This is a genomic window from Pedobacter zeae (assembly GCF_014196715.1).
Classification (GTDB): Bacteria; Bacteroidota; Bacteroidia; order Sphingobacteriales; family Sphingobacteriaceae; genus Pedobacter; species Pedobacter zeae.
The window spans coordinates 539,182-560,676 of sequence record NZ_JACIEF010000004.1 but is presented as its reverse complement, the minus strand read 5'-3'; the positions used below and the strand labels follow the sequence as shown (position 1 = coordinate 560,676).

Genomic DNA, 21,495 nt, shown 5'->3' with positions numbered 1-21,495 from the left:
TTCAACAAAATAGCCTTATCCAATGTTATCTGTAGAAATACCCGATTTTTTACGGTTTCTTTTATCACCCTGAAAAATGCCCAAAAAACAGGCAAAAAACTAAGAAACATAGCCGTTCCGCATGGCAAACCGAACCAGCGAAGCGGAGTTTTTGGTGCCCGTTTTGTTGATCAGCGCTTCTCTTTGGCTCTCAACTGTGCGTCTGCTCAGGTACAATTTATCAGCAATTTCCTGGTTGGTAAAACCATCTGCAATGAGTTTTAGCACATTGATTTCACGCTCCGAAAAGTTGATTTCGGCACTTTTCTTTTGCGATAACAGATTGAGTTCGGTATTAAAACGTTCCAATATTGCAATACACAAATTAGAAGAAAGATAGCGTTTCCCCTTCATTACATGCTTCAGGCAAAACAATAGTTCTTCTTCTTCAATATCTTTTAAGAGGTATGCAAAAGCCCCTGAAATAAAGGCATTTGAAGCATACTTTTCGTCATCTAATATGGAGAGTATGACCACTTTTGTATCGTATCCACCTGCCTTAATTTTACTGATCAATCCGATCCCATCGAGGTTGGGCATTACAATATCTGATAAAACAATATCAGCTTTTATTCCTTTTTCGAGAAGTTCTAAAACGCCTAAACCGTCCGCTACTTCTGCTACCACTTTAATCTCTTCGTGTTTTTCTATCAGTACTTTTAGAGAGGTCCGGATGATATTGTGATCGTCCGCAAGAATAATGTTAATCATAATCCAAATATAACTTACGGTATTTTAAAAATAAAAACGGCTACTTTGGCAACTCGATATAGAAGGTAGTTCCGACACCGGTTTTACTCTTAAACCAGATTTTTCCCCGGTGTAAATCGACAATTGCCTTAATGATGCCCATTCCGAAACCGCCAGATTCTTCACCCTTTAAACCGGGCCTCAGGGTTTCCGGTAAATGATCGAACAGGCCGGGTTGCAGCTCTTCCGGAATCCCGATGCCATCATCAGTTACCGTAATCAACACGGTGTTTTCCAATTCTTCGGCATGCAGTCCAATGTAACCATGGTCGCCGGTAAATTTCAGGGCATTCGAAATTAAATTATTGATCACCTGAAGAAATTTCATACTATCTAAATTCAGGTAGATCTGTTCAGCAGAACTCGTAAACCTGATGTTTTTAGCTTTGCCCAATTTGGAGCGCCTGTAAAAACGTACCACATCCCGGAGTTCCCATACCAGATCGGCCCGCTCTTTATCAATTTCTATATTGGACGATTTTAAAAATTCGCGGTTAATCATGCTTTTCACTAAAAGTAAATTACGCTCGCAAAGGTCTTTTATAAAAGCGAGCGAGTTCATCATCCGCTTGTCTCCCGTTTGTGCAATACTACCTTCCATTGAGGAGGCAGTCAGTTTCATCATGCCCAAGGGTTCTTTTAAATCGTGGGCCAGTACTTCTAAGGTGATATTTTTGCGGGAATTGATCTGTTCGATATGGATTTTGTTATGCCGGGCCACAGTTGTATCTTCTACCGTACCAATTAAATAACGATCGGCATGATGCGGAAGTGCAAAAACAATCATGCGCAAATATTTTTCCCTGCCGGTAAACAACAGGCGTACTTCATATTTCTTTTCTTTGCTTTCGGCCAGGCATTCCTCGTAACAGGATATGGCATGCTCTAAATCTTCGGGGTGTATCTGTTTTAAAAGAATCAGGGGGTCATCAAAAATTTGATCTGTTTCCAATTCCCAGATATCGGCAAAGGACTTGTTGAGGTATAAAAATTTTTGCTGTTGCGTGTCGAAAATAAAATATCCGTCGGCAGACAAATCGCCCAATGCACAAAAAAGCTCATTATTTAATTCAATCATGATTTTACAATTTATACTCTTGGATATGGAGGGTTAACCCTCACTACCGAACAACCAAACCTCAAACATAAATTATCCTAAAAAAGTTTTTCTTTAGAAGTTTGAGGAGAACGACATCAAAATCTAACTTTTTCTGACTTCAGAAATAATATCAAGGCAGATATCAACATTTTCCACACGATGTGCAAAATTATTCTGCCGAAAAAACCAACCTATTCCCTAAATTGTTATGCATAAAGACACGATAAAAAAGTCCTGTGAGCGGGAGATCCGCGGAGGGCAGGCACACCATAAAAAAGACGAAAATCTTTTATCATAGCCATCTTCAAGATGGCTATTTTGTTATAATCAGGCACTTTAAAATACTTTTAAGCTGCCTGAGCTGATTTCTTTACTTTTGTTGAAACCAATACAGGTAATTAGCGGGTTAAACTTTTATCATCATAAAAAAAGATATGGCGCAGAACAAAACTACCGAAAACGATTTAAGCGTTACAGACTTTTTAAACAACATCCCAGACGAAAACAAAAGAACAGATTGTTTTAACCTCTCGGATATTATAACTAAAACCACAGGCTTAAAGGCAAAAATGTGGGGAACGGCCATTGTTGGTTTTGGCAGTTACCATTATATATATAAAAGCGGCAGGGAAGGCGATGCACCTTTGGTTGGTTTTTCTCCAAGGAAAGATGCCATAGCCTTATACCTCTCATCCGAATTTAAAAACCGGGAGGAACTGCTGGCTAAATTCGGGAAACATAAAACTGCGAAGGCTTGCGTATATGTAAAAAAAATGAGCGATATCGATGTTGAAGTATTAAAAGAGATGATCACGAATTCTGTAGCCCGGATAAGCAGTTTGTATCCGTAATGGATGGAAGGTGGATAACGGAAAACGGATGATGGAATAGGTGCACCTTCTTACCCTGGCAGTTAAAATACCATGCAACCTGAAAAGCCTCGTAACCATGTAAATAAGAAGTTACGCGCTGATACGTTAAATTTTCCAATATTTGATCATTCCTTATTTCGAACAAACCGGAAATGATTAAAAAATTATACCTCTATTTATTAATAGCTGGCACATGCGCCACGTTGGGTGCTGCTGCCCAGGATGCCATACGGTATCAAACGCCACCAAAAGAAATTGCCGACCTGTTACTTGCAAAGCCAGTACCCGGCGTAAGCATTGATGGTAAGGCTGAATGGATCTTATTCAGCGAACGCAACTCCTACCCTTCTGTTGAAGAGCTGGCAATGCCCGAATACCGCATTGCAGGCTTAAGGTTAAACCCCAACAACTATTCGCCCAGCAGACAAACCTATATCAATAATTTCAGTCTGAAAAATATAAAATCCAACCAGATTTTTCAGGTTGCTGGCTTGCCTGCACCACTTTATGCAGGTAACATCAGCTGGAACCCTTCCGAAAACAAAATTGCATTTACCAATACCACACAAAAAGGTGTAGATCTTTACATTATAGACCTCGCTACCAAAAAAGCAACAAAGGTGAACAAAACTTTCTTGAACCTTGTTTTGGGCAACGGACTTACCTGGTTAAACGATAATACCATTATTTACCGTACCATAACCAAGCCTGCAAGTGCTGCACCTGCTAAACCTTTGATGCCAAAAGGACCAACCATCCAACAAAATTTAGGAAAAGCTGCACCGAGTGTTACTTATCAGGATTTAATTAAGTCGCCGTTTGACGAACAGCTCTTCGAGTTTTTTGCTACCTCGCAATTAGTTAAAAATACAGCCGGGGTAGAAACGCCTTTCGGTAAACCAGCCATCTATCGTTCAACCAGTTTATCGCCGGATAAAAGCTATATGATGGTAGAGACGCTCCATAAGCCTTTTTCTTACCTTGTTGCGGCTTTTGGCTTTCCATCAACAGTAAGCGTTACCGATTTAACGGGTAAAACCGTTAAAGTGATTGCCGAGCTACCATCGTCAGAAGGTACACCCTCGGGTTATGATAATTTACAAAATGTAGCCCGTGGTTTTGATTGGCGTGATGACGAGCCCGCTACATTGATTTGGAGCAAACCCTTAGATAGCGGATTGATTAAAAAAGATGTTCCTTTTCACGATGCAGTTTATGCACTAAGTGCCCCTTTTACCGGAACCGAAAAAGAATTGTTCAAAACACAGACCCGTTACCGGGGGGTACAATGGGGCGACGCCAATCTGGCCCTTATTACAGAAGGCCTACGCAGCAAACAAACCAGCAAAGTAAGCCGTTATAATCCTTCAACCGGAGCAATTGAAGAATTGTACAGCCGTAACCAAACCGATGCTTACGGTAATCCAGGCTCGCCGGTAACCGTTAAAAACAAATATGGCCGTCAGGTAATTAAAATGGTTGATAACGGCACCAAACTGTTGATGAACAATACTGTTGGTTCGTCAGAAAAAGGCGACCTGCCTTTCTTAGCCAAATTTGATTTAGCCACTAAAAAGAACGAGGTTATCTGGCGCAGTGCCGAAGGAACTTTCGAATATGTAAGTGATGTGATCGATCCGGATAAACTAACCTTACTTACCCGCAAAGAAAGTCAGAAACAGGTTCCGAATTACTTTATCAAAAACCTGATGCTGCGCATTGCTGACCGGCCGATTACCAATTTCTCTAATCCGTATCCATCCCTTGAAGGCATTACCAAAGAGAAAATTTCTTATAAACGTGCCGATGGGGTTGATTTAACCGGCGATTTATATTTACCAAAGGGATACAACAAAGATAAAGATGGTCCGTTACCGACATTGATTTGGGCTTACCCACGCGAATTTAATTCTGCTGCCGATGCGGCCCAGATCAGGGGTTCGAAAGATAAGTTTACCACCATCAGCTGGGCCTCCCCTATTTTTTGGGTAACCCGTGGTTATGCAGTGCTTGATAATGCCGAAATGCCGATTGTAGCAAAAGACGGTAAAAAACCCAACGATACTTTTGTAGATCAGTTACAATTAAATGCCGAGGCAGCCATTAATAAACTTGCTGCATTAGGCGTTGGCGATAAAAAACGTATGGCCGTTGGCGGCCACAGTTATGGTGCATTTATGACCGCAAACCTATTGGCGCATACCAATCTTTTTGCGGCAGGTATTGCACGCAGCGGTGCGTATAACCGTACCTTAACACCATTTGGTTTCCAGAACGAAGAACGCACCTATTGGCAGGCTCCTCAGCTCTATTACGAAATGAGTCCGTTTAGTTATGCAGATAAGATCAAAACACCAATCTTATTGATCCACGGTGATTCTGATGATAATCCGGGTACTTTTCCGATTAACAGTGAACGTTTGTTCAATGCAATTAAAGGAGCTGGCGGTACCACCCGTTTTGTATTTTTACCTTACGAGGCACACAGTTATCGTGGCAAAGAAAACCTGCTGCACATGCTTTGGGAGCAAGACCAGTGGCTGGAAAAGTATGTGAAGAACAAAAAATAAATTACCGTTATCTTTATCGGTTAAAGTGCCTCCATGGAGGCACTTTTTTTGTTTTACGGCATTACCATCCAAATCTTATCGAAAGATCTGCCTTAAACTGCTTAATCTTCTTCTCCATACCATCGCTCTTCACCCTATGCCCATATCACTTTAAAACCTTACATTTATGTATTAAAATTGAACATTCCCATAATTAATTTGTTAAGCCAATATGGACTACATAGACTATTATAAAATCCTCGATTTAAAAAAAGATGCAAGTACAGAGGATATTAAAAAAGCTTATCGAAAACTAGCCCGGAAACATCATCCCGACCTCAATCCCAACAATGAGGAGGCCAATAAAAAGTTTCAGCAGATCAACGAAGCGAACGAAGTATTGAGCGATCCGGAGAAAAGGAAGAAATATGATAAATACGGTAAGGATTGGCAACATGCCGACCAATTAGACGCCCAGGAACAACAGCGCAGGCAGTACCAATCAAATAGTGGAAGTTATGGAGGAGGCAGCAGCTATTCGGGTGGTTTTGGTAGTGATGATTTTTCTGATTTCTTTTCTTCCATGTTTGGTGGCGGTGGCGGCAGAAGCAGCCGGAATTCGCCATTTAAAGGCCAGGATTACAATGCTGATTTACAGTTAAACCTGCTCGATGCCTATACCACCCACAAACAAACCTTAACCGTAAATGGCAAACAGGTCCGTATTACCATCCCGGCAGGGGTAGAAAACGGGCAAAAGATCAAACTTCCGGGCTATGGGGCGCCAGGTGTTAACAATGGCCCTCCGGGCGACCTGTTTATTAAATTCAACATCAGTGATGATCCAAAATTCAAACGGAAAGGAAACGATATTTATATCCAGGAAGAAGTAGATCTGTATACCGCGGTTTTAGGGGGTGAAAAAATTGTGGAAACACTGAATGGTAAGGTAAAGCTTAAAATACCTGAAAGCACACAGCCCGATACTACCCTTCGTTTAAAAGGCAAAGGATTTCCGGTTTACAAAAAAGATAATCAGTTTGGCGATCTGTATATTAAATGGCGGGTTAAGATACCAACCAATCTAAATGCCGAACAAAAAGAACTATTCAAAAAACTTTCCAAATTCTGATCATTATGGAAACCTATCTAATACCAGTAGAAGATATTTGTGCTTATCATCATGTGGAAATCAATTTTATCCAATCTCTTGAAGATTTCGGACTCATCCACACCACCATTAAAAAACAATCTTTGTTTCTGCCTGTTGATGAATTATCCAAACTGGAGCAGTATCTGCGTTTGGCAAACGACCTGCAGATTAACCTCGAAGGTATTCATGCCGTTTCACATCTGCTCGATCAGCTGCAGAATATGCAACAGGAAATAACGGCACTTCAAAACGAGCTAAACTATTATAAACAACTTAACCAGCCATACTAAACAACCGTTTGTGCAGTATTTCGGATTAAAAGTGCCAATAAAAACACGGCCTTTTTAAGATATCTTTCTTAAATTGGCAATCTAATTTTAAAAAATGAGCGATCTTTCTTCAAAATTCATCGAAAAAATAAAATTATCCTATGCCCCAACGGGCTCGTACATTTATTTAGGCGCCGGAATTTTAGACGGTCAGGTTTACAGCGAAGCCGAAGTTAATTTATCATTAAAAATGATGAATAGACACGGTCTGATTGCCGGAGCTACGGGAACAGGTAAAACGCGTACGCTACAATTGCTTGCAGAACAGCTATCAGACGCCGGGGTTCCGGTTTTTATGTTAGATGTTAAAGGAGATTTATCAGGCCTGAACCAGCCCGGAGCAGTGAACCCCAAAATCGAAGAAAGGGCAAAACAACTTAATAAGGCTTTTTCTCCAACGGGTTTTCCTGTTGAGATTTATTCGCTTTCCGGTAAAATGGGCGCACAAATGCGAGCAACCGTGTTAGAATTCGGCCCTACGCTATTATCAAAGATTTTAGATTTAAATGATACACAAGCTGGTGTTTTGGCTGTTATCTTTAAGTATGCGGATGATAATAAACTACCAATAATCGATTTAAACGACCTGAAAAAATTGGTATCCTACCTTTCAGAAGGTGCTGGTGCTGCCGAAATTAAAAGCAGTTATGGCAGTATTTCAGCGGCTACTGCAGGTACCATGCTTAGAAAAATCGTTGCTATAGAGCAGCAGGGATTAGGTGGTATGTTTGGAGAAAAATCGTTTGATATAGAAGATCTTTTCGAACGGATCGATGGCAAAGGAGCCATCAGCTTATTAAACATTTCCGACGTCCAGAATCAGCCGGTACTCTATTCAACTTTTTTACTCAGCTTATTGGCCGAATTATTTAATACCATGCCGGAGGTTGGCGACCTGGATAAGCCAAAACTCGTATTCTTTTTTGATGAAGCACATTTATTGTTCAAAAACTCATCAAAAGCATTTTTAGAACAGATAGAAACCATCATCAGGTTAATCCGTTCAAAAGGGATCGGCGTTTTCTTTTGTACACAGGCACCAAGCGATGTTCCGGAAAGTGTTTTGGGTCAATTGGGGAACCGTGTTCAACATGCCTTACGCGCTTTTACCCCGAATGATGTTGATGCCTTAAAAAAGACGGTTAATACTTATCCTAAATCAGACTTTTACGAGATTGATAAAATATTAACTTCTTTAGGAACCGGACAGGCTTTGGTTACCGTACTCAATGAGAAAGGTATCCCAACAGAGGTTTCGGCAACAATGCTCACCCCACCAAGAGCCGTTATGGGCCCGTTAACTGCGGCAGACTTTGATCAATTGGTTCACGCCAGTCCGATGTACACCAAATACAAAGAAACTATCGACCCGGAAAGTGCTTATGAGCTATTAGTTAAACGCATTAACGACCAAACTGCTGCAGCCGAACAACAAAAACAGGAGATTGAAGCGCAAAAGCAGGCAGAAGAAGACAATAAACCTAAACCAGGTGAAAAAAGCCTTGTTGAGAAGGTTATGGGTGCAACGATCACACGTCAAATAGGCAAAGAAATTGTACGTGGCATTTTTGGTATGCTTACTGGGAAAAAAACACGATCAAAAACGGGTGGCGGACTTTTCGGATTTTAAAAATCAGCTTTATGAAGTATATATTTTTAATGCTCACTTTTATTTCGCTAAAATCGTATAGCCAGTATGCGCTTACCCCATTTGCAGATGTACAGGGCACAATGCTGAGAGAAATCAAATACGAGGATGTAAAAGGCTCTCCTTACCTGTCGGATAATTGGACCTTTGGAAAGGTAACTACAAAATCTGGAAAACAATATGTCGATGTTCCGTTAAAGTATAATGTAATGGACGATAAGCTAATCTTTAAACATGAGAATGGCAATCAGATGTATTTTGTAGAACCCGTAATAGCATTTGAGCTTAATAACCTTATTTCAGGCACTTCAGCTAAGTTTGTAAACGGATTACCGGCAATAGATCACTATAATGCTTTATCCTATTATGAAGTTATATTTTCCGGACCGATTTCATTATTCAAAAAGACAAACAAAGTAATTACTGAGAGCAAAGAATATGGTTCTGCTTTAATCAATAAATCTTTTAATACAACACTTAACTACTTTGCCCTTTCTGATGGTAAGATTTCTAAAATTACGCCTAACAGGAAAGCCATTAGCACTTTATTTCCTTCAAAAGAACAGCAATTGAATGATTACCTTAAAAAGGAAAAAATTGACTTAAAAAATGATGAAGATTTAAAGAAGCTATTTGCATACTTAAATTAAAATTAAACTACTATTATTAATTTCGCGAAATTATATTCCGGTCCCGAAAAAAAATAATCAGATAATAAACACAACATTAAACATTAGAGGCCCGGCCTTAAGAATAAAACAATAAACATAAATGAAACCCACCTTATTAATATTGGCTGCCGGAATGGCAAGCCGTTACGGAAGCATGAAACAGATAGATGGTTTTGGCCCCAATGGAGAAACCATTATCGATTATTCAATATATGATGCGATAAATGCCGGTTTCGGTAAAGTTGTATTTATCATTAAAGAGGAGTTTGTAGATAATTTTAAAGCTATTTTCGAACCTAAACTTGCAGGAAGGATAGAAACAGATTACGTTTTCCAAAATTTTGATTTAAAACAGTTCGGCATAGAGGAAGAAATTTATAGAGAAAAACCCTGGGGTACTGCACATGCAATCTTGTCGGGCAGAAACGTAATTAAAGAACCGTTCTGCGTAATTAACGCTGACGATTATTATGGTTTTGATGCTTTTAAGAAAATGGTTGATTTCTTAACTACAGAAGTAACCGATAGCAATTACGCAATCATTGGGTACCAGATTGGTAAAACTTTATCAGAATTTGGTGCAGTTTCGCGCGGTGTTTGTAAAGTAGATGCAGCTGGTAACCTGGAAGAAATTGTTGAGCGTACCAAAGTTTATCCTAAAGATGGTAATATTTTTTATGAAGAAAACGGCGAAGAGTTTCCTTTAAGCTATGAAACTCCGGTTTCAATGAATTTCTGGGGCTTTACACCTGCTGTTTTCAAAATTACCGAAGAATTATTCCGGGAATTTGCAGAAGCAAATAAAGACAAGCCTAAAGCAGAATTCTTTATCCCATTAATTGGCGAAAACCTTGTAAAAAGCAATATTGCAACCTTTAAAGTGATACCTACCGATAACAAATGGTTTGGGGTAACCTATAAAGAAGACAAACCTTATGTTCAGGATAGTATTGACCAATTGGTTAAGAACGGAACATACCCGGAAAAACTATGGAATTAAATTTAGATTCCGAGGTTTTAGCAGCATACGGATATACTAAAGAAAATACAAAAATTACGCAAATAGGTACGGGATTAATTAACCGTACTTATTTGCTTTCTCCCAAAACAGAGGAAAAGAAGTACATCCTTCAAAACATTAATACTTCGGTTTTTAAATCGCCTCAGGCTATTGCCAACAACCTCCGGGCAATTGCCGATTACCTCAGCCTGACTTCTCCTGAATATCTTTTTATCAAGCCTGTTTATACGAAAAACGGTGACGAAATGGCGCACATTAAGCAGGAATATTGGCGGATGTTACCATTTGTGTCCAATACCATCTCTTTAGATGTTTTGGCCGATCCCAAACAGGCTTACGAGGCGGCCAAACAATTTGGTAAACTGAGCAGGTTGCTGGATAAATTTGATGCCAAAACACTCGAACCTACTATTCCGGGTTTTCATGACTTAAAGTTGAGGTATGAACAGTTTACATTGACATTAAACCAGGCAAACGAAAAGCTTAAAGAAACTGCAAAAGCACAGGTAGAAAATGCTTTATCCCATAAATACATCCTCGATTATTACCTTTCCTATTTGCATCGTGCTGATTTCCCCGACCGGGTAATGCACCATGACACCAAAATAAGTAATGTTTTACTCGACGAAAAAACGAATGAGGGAATTTGTGTAATTGACCTGGATACCATCATGCCCGGAAAATTTATTTCTGACCTGGGCGACATGATGCGTACTTATCTCTGTGCCTTCTCAGAGAATGAAACTGATCTGGATAAAATAAACATACGGTTGCCTTATTTTGAAGCGATGATAAAAGGCTATTTAGCCGAAATGAAAAGTATTTTAACCCCAACAGAGAAAGAGCTCATCCTATTCTCAGGTAAATACATCATTTACATGCAGGCTTTACGCTTTCTAACCGATTTTTTAAGTGGCAATCAGTACTATCCTACCGATTATCCTGCGCAAAACCTCGACCGGTGTAAAAACCAGTTTAAACTCCTGCACGAATTATCGGTAAATGGAAAAGAATTGCAGGATATCATAGAAGAAAATTTGTTGTAGAACCTTGCGGGACCACTCGTTTTCAAAAAACAAAAAATGCCATTTATAACCAGTTGGTTTTAATAAAAAAGTCGTTATCCCGACTGGAACGTACCGAATATTCGGGAGAGCGATCTATCCCGATAGATTTCTCGGCTGCGTTTGCACTCCGCTCGAAATGACGGCCTCCATTAAAATATACGAGGTTTAGCCCACAAAAAAAGCGTTCCTGAATAACCAGAAACGCTTTCTATTTTATTCTCCCAAGACTTTCGACTCAGGAATGAAGACTTATTTCTCTTCTTTTACTTCTTCAAAATCAACGTCTGTAACGTTATCGCCACCCTGAGCCTGCGCATCAGCTTGTGGTTGTTCACCACCCTGAGTCTGCTCACCGGCTTTGTACATTTCTTCCGATGCTACGTTCCAAGCAGCTTGCAATTCAGCCGAAGCTGCATCGATATCTGCAAAGTTACGTGATGAATGCGCAGCTTTCAATTTCTCTAAACCAGCTTCGATCGGTGCTTTTTTATCAGCAGATAATTTATCACCAAATTCTTTCAACTGTTTTTCAGTAGAGAAAATCAATGCATCGGCACTATTGATTTTATCAGCTTCTTCTTTTGCTTTTGCATCATCTGCAGCATTAGCTTCAGCTTCTTCTTTCATCTTTTTGATCTCGGCATCAGTTAAACCTGAAGATGCTTCAATGCGGATTTTTTGTTCTTTACCAGTAGCTTTATCTTTAGCACTTACATGTAAGATACCGTTGGCATCAATATCGAATGATACTTCTACCTGAGGCACACCACGAGGTGCCGGTGGAATACCATCTAAAATGAAACGTCCGATTGTACGGTTTTGAGCAGCCATAGGACGCTCACCCTGTAAAATGTGGATCTCTACCGAAGGCTGGTTATCAGCTGCAGTTGAGAAAGTTTCAGATTTTTTGGTCGGAATAGTGGTGTTAGACTCGATTAATTTAGTCATCACACCTCCCATAGTTTCGATACCCAACGATAAAGGAGTAACGTCTAATAACAATACATCTTTTACATCGCCGGTTAATACACCACCTTGAATGGCTGCACCAATCGCTACTACCTCATCAGGGTTAACACCTTTGCTTGGTTCTTTACCGAAGAAAGCTTTAACAGCCTCTTGAATGGCAGGGATACGTGTAGAACCACCTACTAAGATGATCTCGTCGATATCACCTGTGCTTAAACCTGCATTTTTCAAAGCTGATTTACAAGGCTCAATGGTACGTTTAATCAGGTTATCCGCTAATTGCTCAAATTTAGCACGGGATAAGGTACGTACCAGGTGTTTAGGACCGCTGGCATCAGCTGTAATATATGGTAAGTTAATTTCAGTTGAAGTTGTGCTCGATAACTCGATTTTAGCCTTCTCAGCAGCTTCTTTTAAACGTTGTAAAGCCATTGGATCTTTAGAAAGATCCATATTGTTTTCTGCTTTAAACTCCTGCGTTAACCAGTCGATAATGATGTGATCAAAGTCATCACCACCTAAGTGTGTATCACCATCAGTAGATTTTACTTCGAAAACGCCATCACCCAATTCCAGTACAGAAACGTCGTGTGTACCACCACCACAGTCGAACACCACAATTTTCATGTCTTTGTGTGCTTTATCTAAACCATAAGCTAAAGCAGCTGCAGTTGGCTCGTTAATGATACGTTTTACAGATAAACCTGCAATTTCGCCGGCTTCTTTAGTAGCCTGACGTTGTGCATCATTAAAATAAGCAGGTACGGTAATTACCGCTTCAGTAACTTCCTGGCCTAAGAAATCTTCAGCAGTTTTTTTCATTTTCTGCAAAATCATAGCAGAAATCTCTTGCGGAGTATATTTTCTGTCGTCGATTTCAACACGCGGCGTGTTGTTGTCACCTTTTACAACTTTATAAGGTACACGGCTAGCTTCTTTCGCACTTTCGTCGTAGCTGTTACCCATAAAGCGTTTAATCGAATATATCGTTTTTGTTGGGTTGGTTATAGCCTGACGTTTAGCAGGCTCGCCAACTTTACGCTCACCGTTTTCTGCAAAAGCAACAATAGACGGCGTAGTACGTTTACCCTCACTGTTTGCGATAACTACAGGCTCATTGCCCTCCATTACGCTCACACAAGAGTTTGTTGTTCCTAAGTCTATTCCAATAATTTTTCCCATTGTATTTTTAATTTCTCTTTTTAAAGTATTATAATTTCTACTCCTATTAAACAATGCCTGTGCCAATTGGTTTTTGGCAGATAATATGGACGAAAGACTGATAAAATGTAAAAAATAACCAGACTTGATACTGACAGCATGACAGAAAAGGCACCAGGAAGACCAAAGCTGAAAGACTAAAACTTAAAGAGCAAAACAGGCAATATGCTTGAAAGGATTTGAAAATGAAAGTTCAGATCTCTTCGGAAACAGCAGCCCCGCTATCCGCTTTACTTCGTTTCACTTGTGTTCGCTATTATCGGGTTTATTAAACACCAGTCAGTGCAAAAAAGACCAACGGGCTAAAACATAATCACACAATAATAATTCTCAATTTTTTATACCTTTAAAGGTAAAATCAATCCATAAAATCATTTAATCTGTGTAATCCTATTTTATAATGCAGACAGCAGCACAAATCGTGATCGGCTTAGTAGCCTTCATCCACATCTATATCCTGTGGTTAGAAATGTTCGCATGGACAACCAAAGCCCCCAAAGTATTTAAAACCATCCCAAAAGATTTATTCGCCCCGACTAAAACTTTGGCCGCCAACCAGGGCTTATACAATGGTTTTTTAGCAGCAGGCTTAATCTGGTCGCTATGCATAAGCGATCATCATTGGCGCTTGTATGTAGCCATATTCTTCTTAACCTGCGTAATTATTGCTGGTATTTATGGCGCGGCAACAGCCAGTAAGAAAATTTTATATGTGCAATCGATACCGGCCCTGGTAGCCTTGATTTTATTGCATTTATAGGCTTCCCCTAACGGTCGGTACCCGCCGACCGAAAACGAATAGATGATAGATTCTGAAACGAGTTCAGAATGACGAATTTCTTTATAGGTTCAATAACCGCTCCAAATGGTGATAACCAATGCCAAAATATTCTTTACTCGCTTTAATCTTCTCCAAAATTACTTTCTGCTCTTCACTCATCGGACTTCCGACTAAAGACTTCGGACTTTTTTTAACTCCTACTACAAGTACATTTTTAGGTGTATGCGCATCAGAGATGAATTCGAATACCTTGGTTTTATAACCAAAATATTCTAAAATCAGAGCCCGAATGCCATCTGTTACCATTTCAGCCTGCCGTTCCAAAAAAATGCCATATTTGGTTAAAAACGAAACATCATTCTTCACCTTGTTTTGCTCAATTTCCCTGCGGATCTGTTTATGACAACATGGTGCCACTACAATCAGTTCGGCATTTGTTTTAATTCCCTTAAAAATGGCATCATCGGTAGCCGTATCGCAGGCGTGTAGGGCAATTAATAAATTAACATCACGCGCATCATAATCTTCAATGGTCCCCTGAACAAAATTTAATTGAGCAAAAGCAGACTTTTCAGCTACCCGGTTGCATAGATCAACCATATCCTGGCGGTATTCTACCCCGACTACTTCAGTTTGCAATTTTAAAACCGAATGCAGGTAATCATACAGTGCAAAGGTTAAATAACCCTTGCCTGATCCCATATCTGCTACCTTTTTAATGGTACCTGCAGGCAACTCCTTTATTAAAGAACTTAAAATCTCAATGTAATGGTTAATCTGACGGAATTTATCCTGCGCATTTTTAAAAACCTTTCCTTCAATATCGGTGATTTTTAATTCAGTTAAATAGGGTTTTGAACCGGCTTTGATCAACCGGTTTTTTTCCTTGTCGTGACTGGCTGAAGGAGCTTCTTTACTTGATGCTTTGCTTTCCCGCAAAACAATTTTCCCGTTATTCAACTCCTCTAATATCAGGTCTCTTTCGGTGCTAAACAATGTGGCAATCTTAAATCCACTCTCCAGATAACCCACGATTACATCTATAGCCTCGTCTAAACTATAGTTTTTTACTACATCCCGTGTTTTATAACGATAGGTAAAGGCCAGCTTAGTTTCACGCTTGATGATCACTTTACGGATCAGCAATTGTTTCAGGGCTTCCTCCTCTCCCTTGTAGTTCCCTAAGGAAATTTTCACAAAAGTTTCAGCTTTTAAACTTTCTTTTAAAACTGTAATAAATCGGTTGATGTATTCTGACACTGGCATTGATTTGAAATACAAAGATAATCAAGTTTATCCGGAGCAGAACATCCAACGGATAATGTAACAATAGAGCGACTTTATTGAATTGACGGATGAGGTAAAATGTAATAAGGATCAGAATTATCAACCGGAAAAACCCCTGGCATTACCTTAAACAAGTGAATGAGGTAATACGATTTAGAAATACGAAATGACATCATAATCTATATTGATTCCAAAATAGCGGAACACTTTTTTTTCAAAAAATTAAACTTTAGATTTAGGGTATTTAAATAGCTAACCACAATACATGAGTGACTTTCAGATAAAAAAATCGCCTACCGTATACGATGCCATCATTGTTGGCTCTGGTGCCGGAGGCGGGATGGCGGCCTATGTTCTGGCACATGCTGGTCAAAAGGTTTTAATGCTTGAAGCTGGTCAAAATTTCGATCCGCGATTAGATTCACATCAGTTAAAATGGCCATGGGAATCGCCGCGCCGTGGAGCAGGTACCGTTCGTCCATTTGGCGATTTCGATGCTTCTTACGGGGGATGGGAATTAGAAGGTGAGCCTTATACCCAAAAAAACAAAAGTGAATTCGAATGGTTCCGCTCACGAATGCTCGGCGGCCGTACCAACCACTGGGGAAGGATTTCTTTACGGATGGGTCCGGATGATTTTAAACCCAAAGACGGTTTAACTGATGCCTGGCCGATAACCTATGCCGATGTAAAACCATTTTACGATAAGGTTGACCGCTTGATCGGCATTTATGGAACAGCTGAAGGTTTAGAAAATGAACCCGATGGAATTTTTATGAAACCACCTAAACCAAGGTTAAATGAACTTTTCATCAAAAAGGGGGCAGAAAAAGCTGGGGTAAAGGTAATTACGGGCCGTGGATCTGTATTAACAGAAGCTTTGCCGAACAACAATGATCGTGCACCTTGTTTTTACTGTGGCCAATGTGGCAGAAGCTGTAAAGTTTATGGCGATTTTTCATCATCATCGTGTTTGGTAAATCCTGCAGTAAAAACAGGAAACCTGACCGTCATTACGGATGCGATGGTACGCGAGGTAATTACCGACAAAGATGGTACGGCAAAGGGTGTTTCCTATGTAAACCGTAAAAACCTGCAAGAATACCAGGTAAATGGCAAACTGGTTATTTTAGGCGCCAGTGCCTGCGAATCAGCCCGTATATTATTAAATTCAAAATCATCCTCGCATCCAAACGGCCTGGCCAATAGCAGCGGTGTAGTTGGAAAATATTTACATGATTCTACAGGGGCTAGTGTTTCGGGGTTTCTGCCTCAATTAATGGACCGGAAACGTTACAATGAAGATGGGGTGGGCAGTGTGCATATTTATTCGCCCTGGTGGCTGGATAACCGGAAATTGAATTTTCCGCGGGGTTACCATATCGAATATTGGGGCGGAATGGGCATGCCGGCTTACGGTTTTGGCAGTGGTGTAGCCCAAATGAACGGAATGGTACCGGGCAGAGACGGTAAAATGAAAGAAGCCGGAGGTTATGGAAAATCGTTAAAAGATGATTACCGCCGCTTTTACGGAACAGGTGTTGGCATGGCCGGCCGTGGTACCGCTATTGCCAGAGAAAGCAACTATTGTGAAATCGATCCGAATACGGTAGATAAATATGGCATACCGGTTTTAAGATTTAACTACAAATGGGACCAGGATGAAATTCTGCAGGCTAAACACATGCAGGAAACCTTTCTTTCGATTATGAAAGAAATGGGTGCAGTGGTTACTTCCGAAATTCAGGGTGCAGATACCAATTATGGCCTGCTTAATCCCGGAAAAATCATCCACGAAGTGGGTACAATACGTATGGGCGATGATCCTAAAAAATCGGCACTGAATAAATACTGCCAGGCACACGACTGTAAAAACCTGTTTGTGGTAGATGCCGGTCCGTTTGTGCAACAGGGTGATAAAAACGCCACCTGGACTATTTTAGCTCTTTCGATGCGTACTGCCGAATATATTTTAGCTCAAAAGAAAAAACAGAACATTTAAGAATTACCATCATGAACAGACGTGATTCACTAAAAGCATTGGGTTTAACAGCCATAAGCACCACCGTGCTGCTGGAGGCCTGTAAACAACCTGAAACAAAAACCGAAGCCGCAACACCGGAAGAAACGACAAAGGAAGCGGGCAGGGAGCAGTGGGAAATAGATAGAGATAAAAACCTGAAATCAGAAACTTTCTTTACCAAGCACGAGATGGCAACGATTACCGTTTTGGCCGATATCATTATCCCTAAAGATGAGGTTTCGGGCAGTGCGTCAGATGCCAAAGTACCAGAGTTCATCGAATTTATTGTAAAAGATATTCCTGAACATAAAGTGCCCATGCGGGGTGGTCTGAAATGGCTGGACCTGTATAGTTTTAACAAATTCCAAAAACCTTTTATTGAAGCTTCGGCAGATCAGCAGATTTCGATCGTAGATGAGATTGCCTATCCTAAAAAAGCACGGCCGGAAATGCAGCCGGGTGTAACCTTTTTTAACAGGATGAGAAATTTAACGGCATCAGGCTTTTATACGACAGAAATGGGCGTAAAAGATATTGGTTACGTGGGTAATGCGCCTAACCAATGGGCCGGTGTACCAGCCGACGTATTGAAACAATATGGAATGGAAAATGTGAAAATATAATCAATCTATAAAAATAGCTCAGGGTTTAAACCCTGAGCTATTTTTTTGTTATCGCATCGGTACGTGTCTCCACGTACCGAAAATTATATATCCAAATACATGGTTCGTGCAGACACAAACCATGGCACAGTATAACATAAAAAACCGTCATCTCGACTGAAACGCAGTGGAATGGAGAGATCTGTCTCGAGCTAGATTTCTCGACTTCGCTGCGCTCCGCTCGAAATGACGGTAACTTTAAGGGAGTAATTACTCCACAATCAAAATCAAACCTTTTCCCTTTTCAACCGGAACCGATTTTCCATCGGTATAACTTCCTGCTTTTTGGAATTTTTCAATTGCAGGAGCAGTTATTTTAACTTTGGCAGCATCAAGGCCTAGTTTAGCCCAATCGATAGCTAGATTAACATTGGTATCCCCTTCGTTCCAACTGGCTAAAGCCACCATAGTTTTACCATGCTTCTTATAAACTGTGGCTAAAACTTTTGGATTATCTGTTTTAACAGGGCAGTTTTCGCTCCAGTAACCTATCATTTCCGATCCTTTTATACCAAAGTTATCCCATGCTTTCCACAATGGTCGTGGATCGCTTTTCTCCGACCAACCTAAACGGCTGGTCATACCATAAATCATCCCACGCCATGGGTTTCCATCATCCTGCAACATCTCTCCCATTAAACCAAACGGAATACCACTCACTTCGGTTAAGAAGAAATCGGGCATGTTTTTTTGATAATCGAAATATTCGCCAAACCATAAACGGTTCAGGTAAGGAAAATGCTCTAGGTATAAAATGGCACTATTATTAAAGCCATCGCTTTTGTTGTACTGGTTCGCAGAGTGCAGATCGATAATTCCCGGATGATTGTTTTGGGTCAATACACGTTTTATGCGCTTCATGGTTACACGGTCGAAAGCAACATCATCTAAATACACGCCGTCAATCCCAACATTGTTTACCAACCAGTTCATGCCCTCCACATAGTAATTGTGCCAGCGGTTCATTCCGCTGTTAATTACAGCAGCATCCTTAATTTCGGGCACAAACCAGGCTGCAATGTAGTTAGAATCTAAATGTTCCTGTAACCAGCTAAACCCTCCTCCCTTTCCGGGAGAATAGACCTCAGTACCCAGGCTTCTTAAAGCAGGTAATTCATAGGCTCGGTTAGAAAGCTCACGAACAGTATTGTATATCTTTACTTTTAATCCTTTGCTGTGTGCATCGTCAATATAACCTTTCATCTTTTTCCATTCGATAAACGGATAGTTGATCCACGGGTTGATCGGCGTAGCATGATGGATATTTACCACACTTGCACCGGTAGCTTTAATGGCATCTAAATCGCCGTATTTATGGTAAAAGCGGTTATCCCACTGAAAATCGGTATTGAGTAAGTGAAACGGCGTAATCAGTAAATTGAAGTTGTAGTACAGTACATCACCTTTTTTCATGTTTCTTGCACCGGTAAAGTTATCGGCCAGCATCGAACTGCCCTTAACATTAATCTGGATACCGCCTTTATCTTCATTCCCCCACGATTTAGGCAACAATAAAGGCTTCTGCAGGTAAAAATTGGTATTTAGTGGACGAACATAGTGTTCATCTCTTAAATTATAATACAGCCCTGCATTTACGTTACCAATCCAAACAGCATCCTGGTTTTTATTGGCCACATCCCATTTCCATTTAACAGTGTCAGGTCTTATTCCCCCCTTTTCACCCAACCCCATTAAATACTTGGTTGCGCCTTTATCAAATGGAATATGAAAATCTACATTACTGAACTCTACATCTTTTAAAGCGGTAACCTTAACCACGTAATGTACATAGCCATCAAATTCCAACGCACCTTCCAGGTCCATTTTCAAATTTTCTGAAGTATTGGTAACCGTCCATTTTACTATACCTGCCTCTTTGCTGGTCATCTGAAAATTGGTTGCAACAAATTTCTCTTGTGTTTTTGGCGTATTAAAAAAGTGAAAGTGAATGGGCTCAGCTAAAATATTGTTAGGCTTATCGGTATAAGCCGTCATCTCTGCATTAAAGAAAGTCTGAATTTGTTTAGGAAAACCATCCGGATTGATCTCAAATTTTCTTCCCAAAAGCGAGATCACATTCCCATCTACTGTTAGGGGTGTGTAGGGAGCTACTACTGTATTGGATTGCGCTAAAGTAGAGTTTAACCAGGTTAAACGGGTTTGTTTATCGGGTGTGCCTACGCCGGCATCGACCAAAACCTCATCGCCTACGGTAATTTTAGCGGCAATTACTTTCGATTTTCCATTGGCTTTAACTACAAAATTACCCGTATATACACCGGCTGAGGTAGTTTTAGGAATATCAACGGTAATCCACATGGACTGGACCTTACCTGCAGCTACATTCACCTCTTTCACGAGAGGTTTATTGTCGTAACTTGTTCCTTTTGTATTTAAACAGTTAATAAATTTCGAAGAAATTATCTTTCCTGTGGTAGTTCTTAAATCGCCAAAGCTTACGGTTACTTTGTTTAAATCTTTTAGTGCAAATACGCCTAATTGAAAGGAGTAATTCTCTCCTTTACTTGCTGTACCAGTAAAAGTACTGGCTGCTCCTTTCCGTATCCAACGGTAGGGCAAATCGTCTTGCATTTTTACAGGAAACATCCGGTCCTCCGGGAATACCACAAAAGCATCTGCTACGTACTTGGCTTTTATTGCTGCTGTTTCTTTCGCTGTAGCAATTACTTCCATTGGATAGAAGCTATTAAAAGCATCAATAGATTGAATCTCTGATACCGAAGTATTTACAGCAGTACGTTTAGCCTGGTTTAACCAGTTCTGATCTGCTGCTTTAGGTTTTAAATAAACACCCTTTGGGTAATTGCTTCTTCCTTCGTTTTTATAAGCCAGGTAATATACATAGTATTTTCCCACACCATTAGGCTCAAAATAAACATCTACACTTTCCCGGCTTAATTTATCGGTACCATAAACATCCACATTTTTACCGTTTGCATCCTGAATAATGATTCCCTTAGCTTCAGGATGTTTATCCCTTCTGCGCCAATCTATTTTGGCATGTGCAATTTTACCGGTACCGGCAAACTGGAGCACAACACGATGGTTACCTAATGAATCAGGATTCCAGGCATGATTACCATTGGTATAGTTTACTACTTGCGCATGAAGAGAGATCTGCCAGAAAAGACAGAGTGATAGAAAAAACCTAAATTTCATTTCAAATTTGTTTAAGGCTAATTTATAGATACCTATCTGAAAAAATGTTATGTAATGAAAAAATGAGACAAACGTTTGCCTGATTGGTTCACTAGCTATTGGTCTGGAATCTTGTCACTCTGAGCAAAGCGAAGAATCTTTTCCCTATCGTACAGAATCATGATATACTACCAA

At 40.2% G+C, this 21,495-nt stretch carries 16 protein-coding genes; 11 read left to right on the top strand and 5 right to left on the bottom strand.

The genetic code is table 11. The annotated features are described in order from the left end of the window. Positions 1–99 precede the first annotated feature (99 nt). Together GGQ60_RS21020 and GGQ60_RS21015 are read right to left on the bottom strand one after the other, a co-directional pair. On the bottom strand, positions 100–750 hold the full coding sequence (locus GGQ60_RS21020) for a response regulator (RefSeq protein ID WP_183768060.1): 651 nt from the start codon (positions 748–750) through the stop codon (positions 100–102). A gap of 40 nt (positions 751–790) precedes the next feature. Beyond that, the gene (locus GGQ60_RS21015) at positions 791–1,867 is read right to left on the bottom strand and encodes a PAS domain-containing sensor histidine kinase (RefSeq protein WP_183768059.1); all 1,077 of its coding nucleotides are present in this window, start codon (positions 1,865–1,867) and stop codon (positions 791–793) included. Between the two features lie 455 nt (positions 1,868–2,322). Between GGQ60_RS21015 and GGQ60_RS21010 the strand changes: the two genes are divergently transcribed. The 8 genes from GGQ60_RS21010 (at position 2,323) to GGQ60_RS20975 (ending at position 11,177) form a co-directional block, all read left to right on the top strand. Further along, the gene (locus GGQ60_RS21010; protein ID WP_183768058.1) at positions 2,323–2,739 is read left to right on the top strand and encodes a DUF1801 domain-containing protein; all 417 of its coding nucleotides are present in this window, start codon (positions 2,323–2,325) and stop codon (positions 2,737–2,739) included. A 173-nt stretch (positions 2,740–2,912) separates the two neighbouring features. Next, positions 2,913–5,330, top strand: coding sequence for an alpha/beta hydrolase family protein (locus tag GGQ60_RS21005; protein WP_183768057.1), 2,418 nt, complete (start codon positions 2,913–2,915; stop codon positions 5,328–5,330). A 211-nt stretch (positions 5,331–5,541) separates the two neighbouring features. After that, a complete protein-coding gene (locus GGQ60_RS21000) occupies positions 5,542–6,441 on the top strand; it encodes a DnaJ C-terminal domain-containing protein (RefSeq protein ID WP_183768056.1) in 900 nt (299 codons plus the stop codon). Positions 6,442–6,446: 5 nt separating this feature from the next. Beyond that, positions 6,447–6,752, top strand: coding sequence for a chaperone modulator CbpM (locus tag GGQ60_RS20995; protein ID WP_183768055.1), 306 nt, complete (start codon positions 6,447–6,449; stop codon positions 6,750–6,752). A 94-nt stretch (positions 6,753–6,846) separates the two neighbouring features. Further along, positions 6,847–8,421: a helicase HerA-like domain-containing protein gene (locus GGQ60_RS20990; protein ID WP_183768054.1), complete on the top strand. Its 1,575-nt coding sequence runs from the start codon at positions 6,847–6,849 to the stop codon at positions 8,419–8,421. An 11-nt stretch (positions 8,422–8,432) separates the two neighbouring features. Beyond that, complete coding sequence (locus GGQ60_RS20985) at positions 8,433–9,089, top strand: hypothetical protein (protein ID WP_183768053.1); 657 nt, start codon at positions 8,433–8,435, stop codon at positions 9,087–9,089. A 121-nt stretch (positions 9,090–9,210) separates the two neighbouring features. Then, positions 9,211–10,110, top strand: a complete 900-nt coding sequence (locus tag GGQ60_RS20980; RefSeq protein ID WP_183768052.1) for a nucleotidyltransferase family protein — start codon at positions 9,211–9,213, stop codon at positions 10,108–10,110. Further along, on the top strand, positions 10,101–11,177 hold the full coding sequence (locus GGQ60_RS20975) for a phosphotransferase enzyme family protein (protein ID WP_183768051.1): 1,077 nt from the start codon (positions 10,101–10,103) through the stop codon (positions 11,175–11,177). Before GGQ60_RS20980 ends, GGQ60_RS20975 begins: the two co-directional genes overlap by 10 nt. A 270-nt stretch (positions 11,178–11,447) precedes the next feature. Here the strand turns inward: GGQ60_RS20975 and dnaK are convergent, their stop codons facing one another. Continuing rightward, complete coding sequence (dnaK, locus tag GGQ60_RS20970; protein WP_183768050.1) at positions 11,448–13,349, bottom strand: molecular chaperone DnaK; 1,902 nt, start codon at positions 13,347–13,349, stop codon at positions 11,448–11,450. Positions 13,350–13,788: 439 nt separating this feature from the next. On the opposite strand from dnaK, the gene GGQ60_RS20965 reads away from it, so the two are divergent. Then, on the top strand, positions 13,789–14,148 hold the full coding sequence (locus tag GGQ60_RS20965; RefSeq protein ID WP_183768049.1) for a DUF1304 domain-containing protein: 360 nt from the start codon (positions 13,789–13,791) through the stop codon (positions 14,146–14,148). An 81-nt stretch (positions 14,149–14,229) separates the two neighbouring features. On the opposite strand, the gene GGQ60_RS20960 is transcribed toward GGQ60_RS20965, so the two are convergent. Beyond that, positions 14,230–15,435: a class I SAM-dependent methyltransferase gene (locus tag GGQ60_RS20960; protein WP_183768048.1), complete on the bottom strand. Its 1,206-nt coding sequence runs from the start codon at positions 15,433–15,435 to the stop codon at positions 14,230–14,232. 286 nt (positions 15,436–15,721) lie between these two features. Here GGQ60_RS20960 and GGQ60_RS20955 point away from each other — a divergent pair, with 286 nt between their 5' ends. Further along, a complete protein-coding gene (locus GGQ60_RS20955; RefSeq protein WP_183768046.1) occupies positions 15,722–17,458 on the top strand; it encodes a GMC family oxidoreductase in 1,737 nt (578 codons plus the stop codon). Between the two features lie 11 nt (positions 17,459–17,469). Continuing rightward, a complete protein-coding gene (locus GGQ60_RS20950; protein WP_183768044.1) occupies positions 17,470–18,102 on the top strand; it encodes a gluconate 2-dehydrogenase subunit 3 family protein in 633 nt (210 codons plus the stop codon). Positions 18,103–18,351: 249 nt separating this feature from the next. Here the strand turns inward: GGQ60_RS20950 and GGQ60_RS20945 are convergent, their stop codons facing one another. Further along, the gene (locus tag GGQ60_RS20945; protein ID WP_183768042.1) at positions 18,352–21,321 is read right to left on the bottom strand and encodes a glycoside hydrolase domain-containing protein; all 2,970 of its coding nucleotides are present in this window, start codon (positions 21,319–21,321) and stop codon (positions 18,352–18,354) included. Positions 21,322–21,495: the final 174 nt, after the last annotated feature.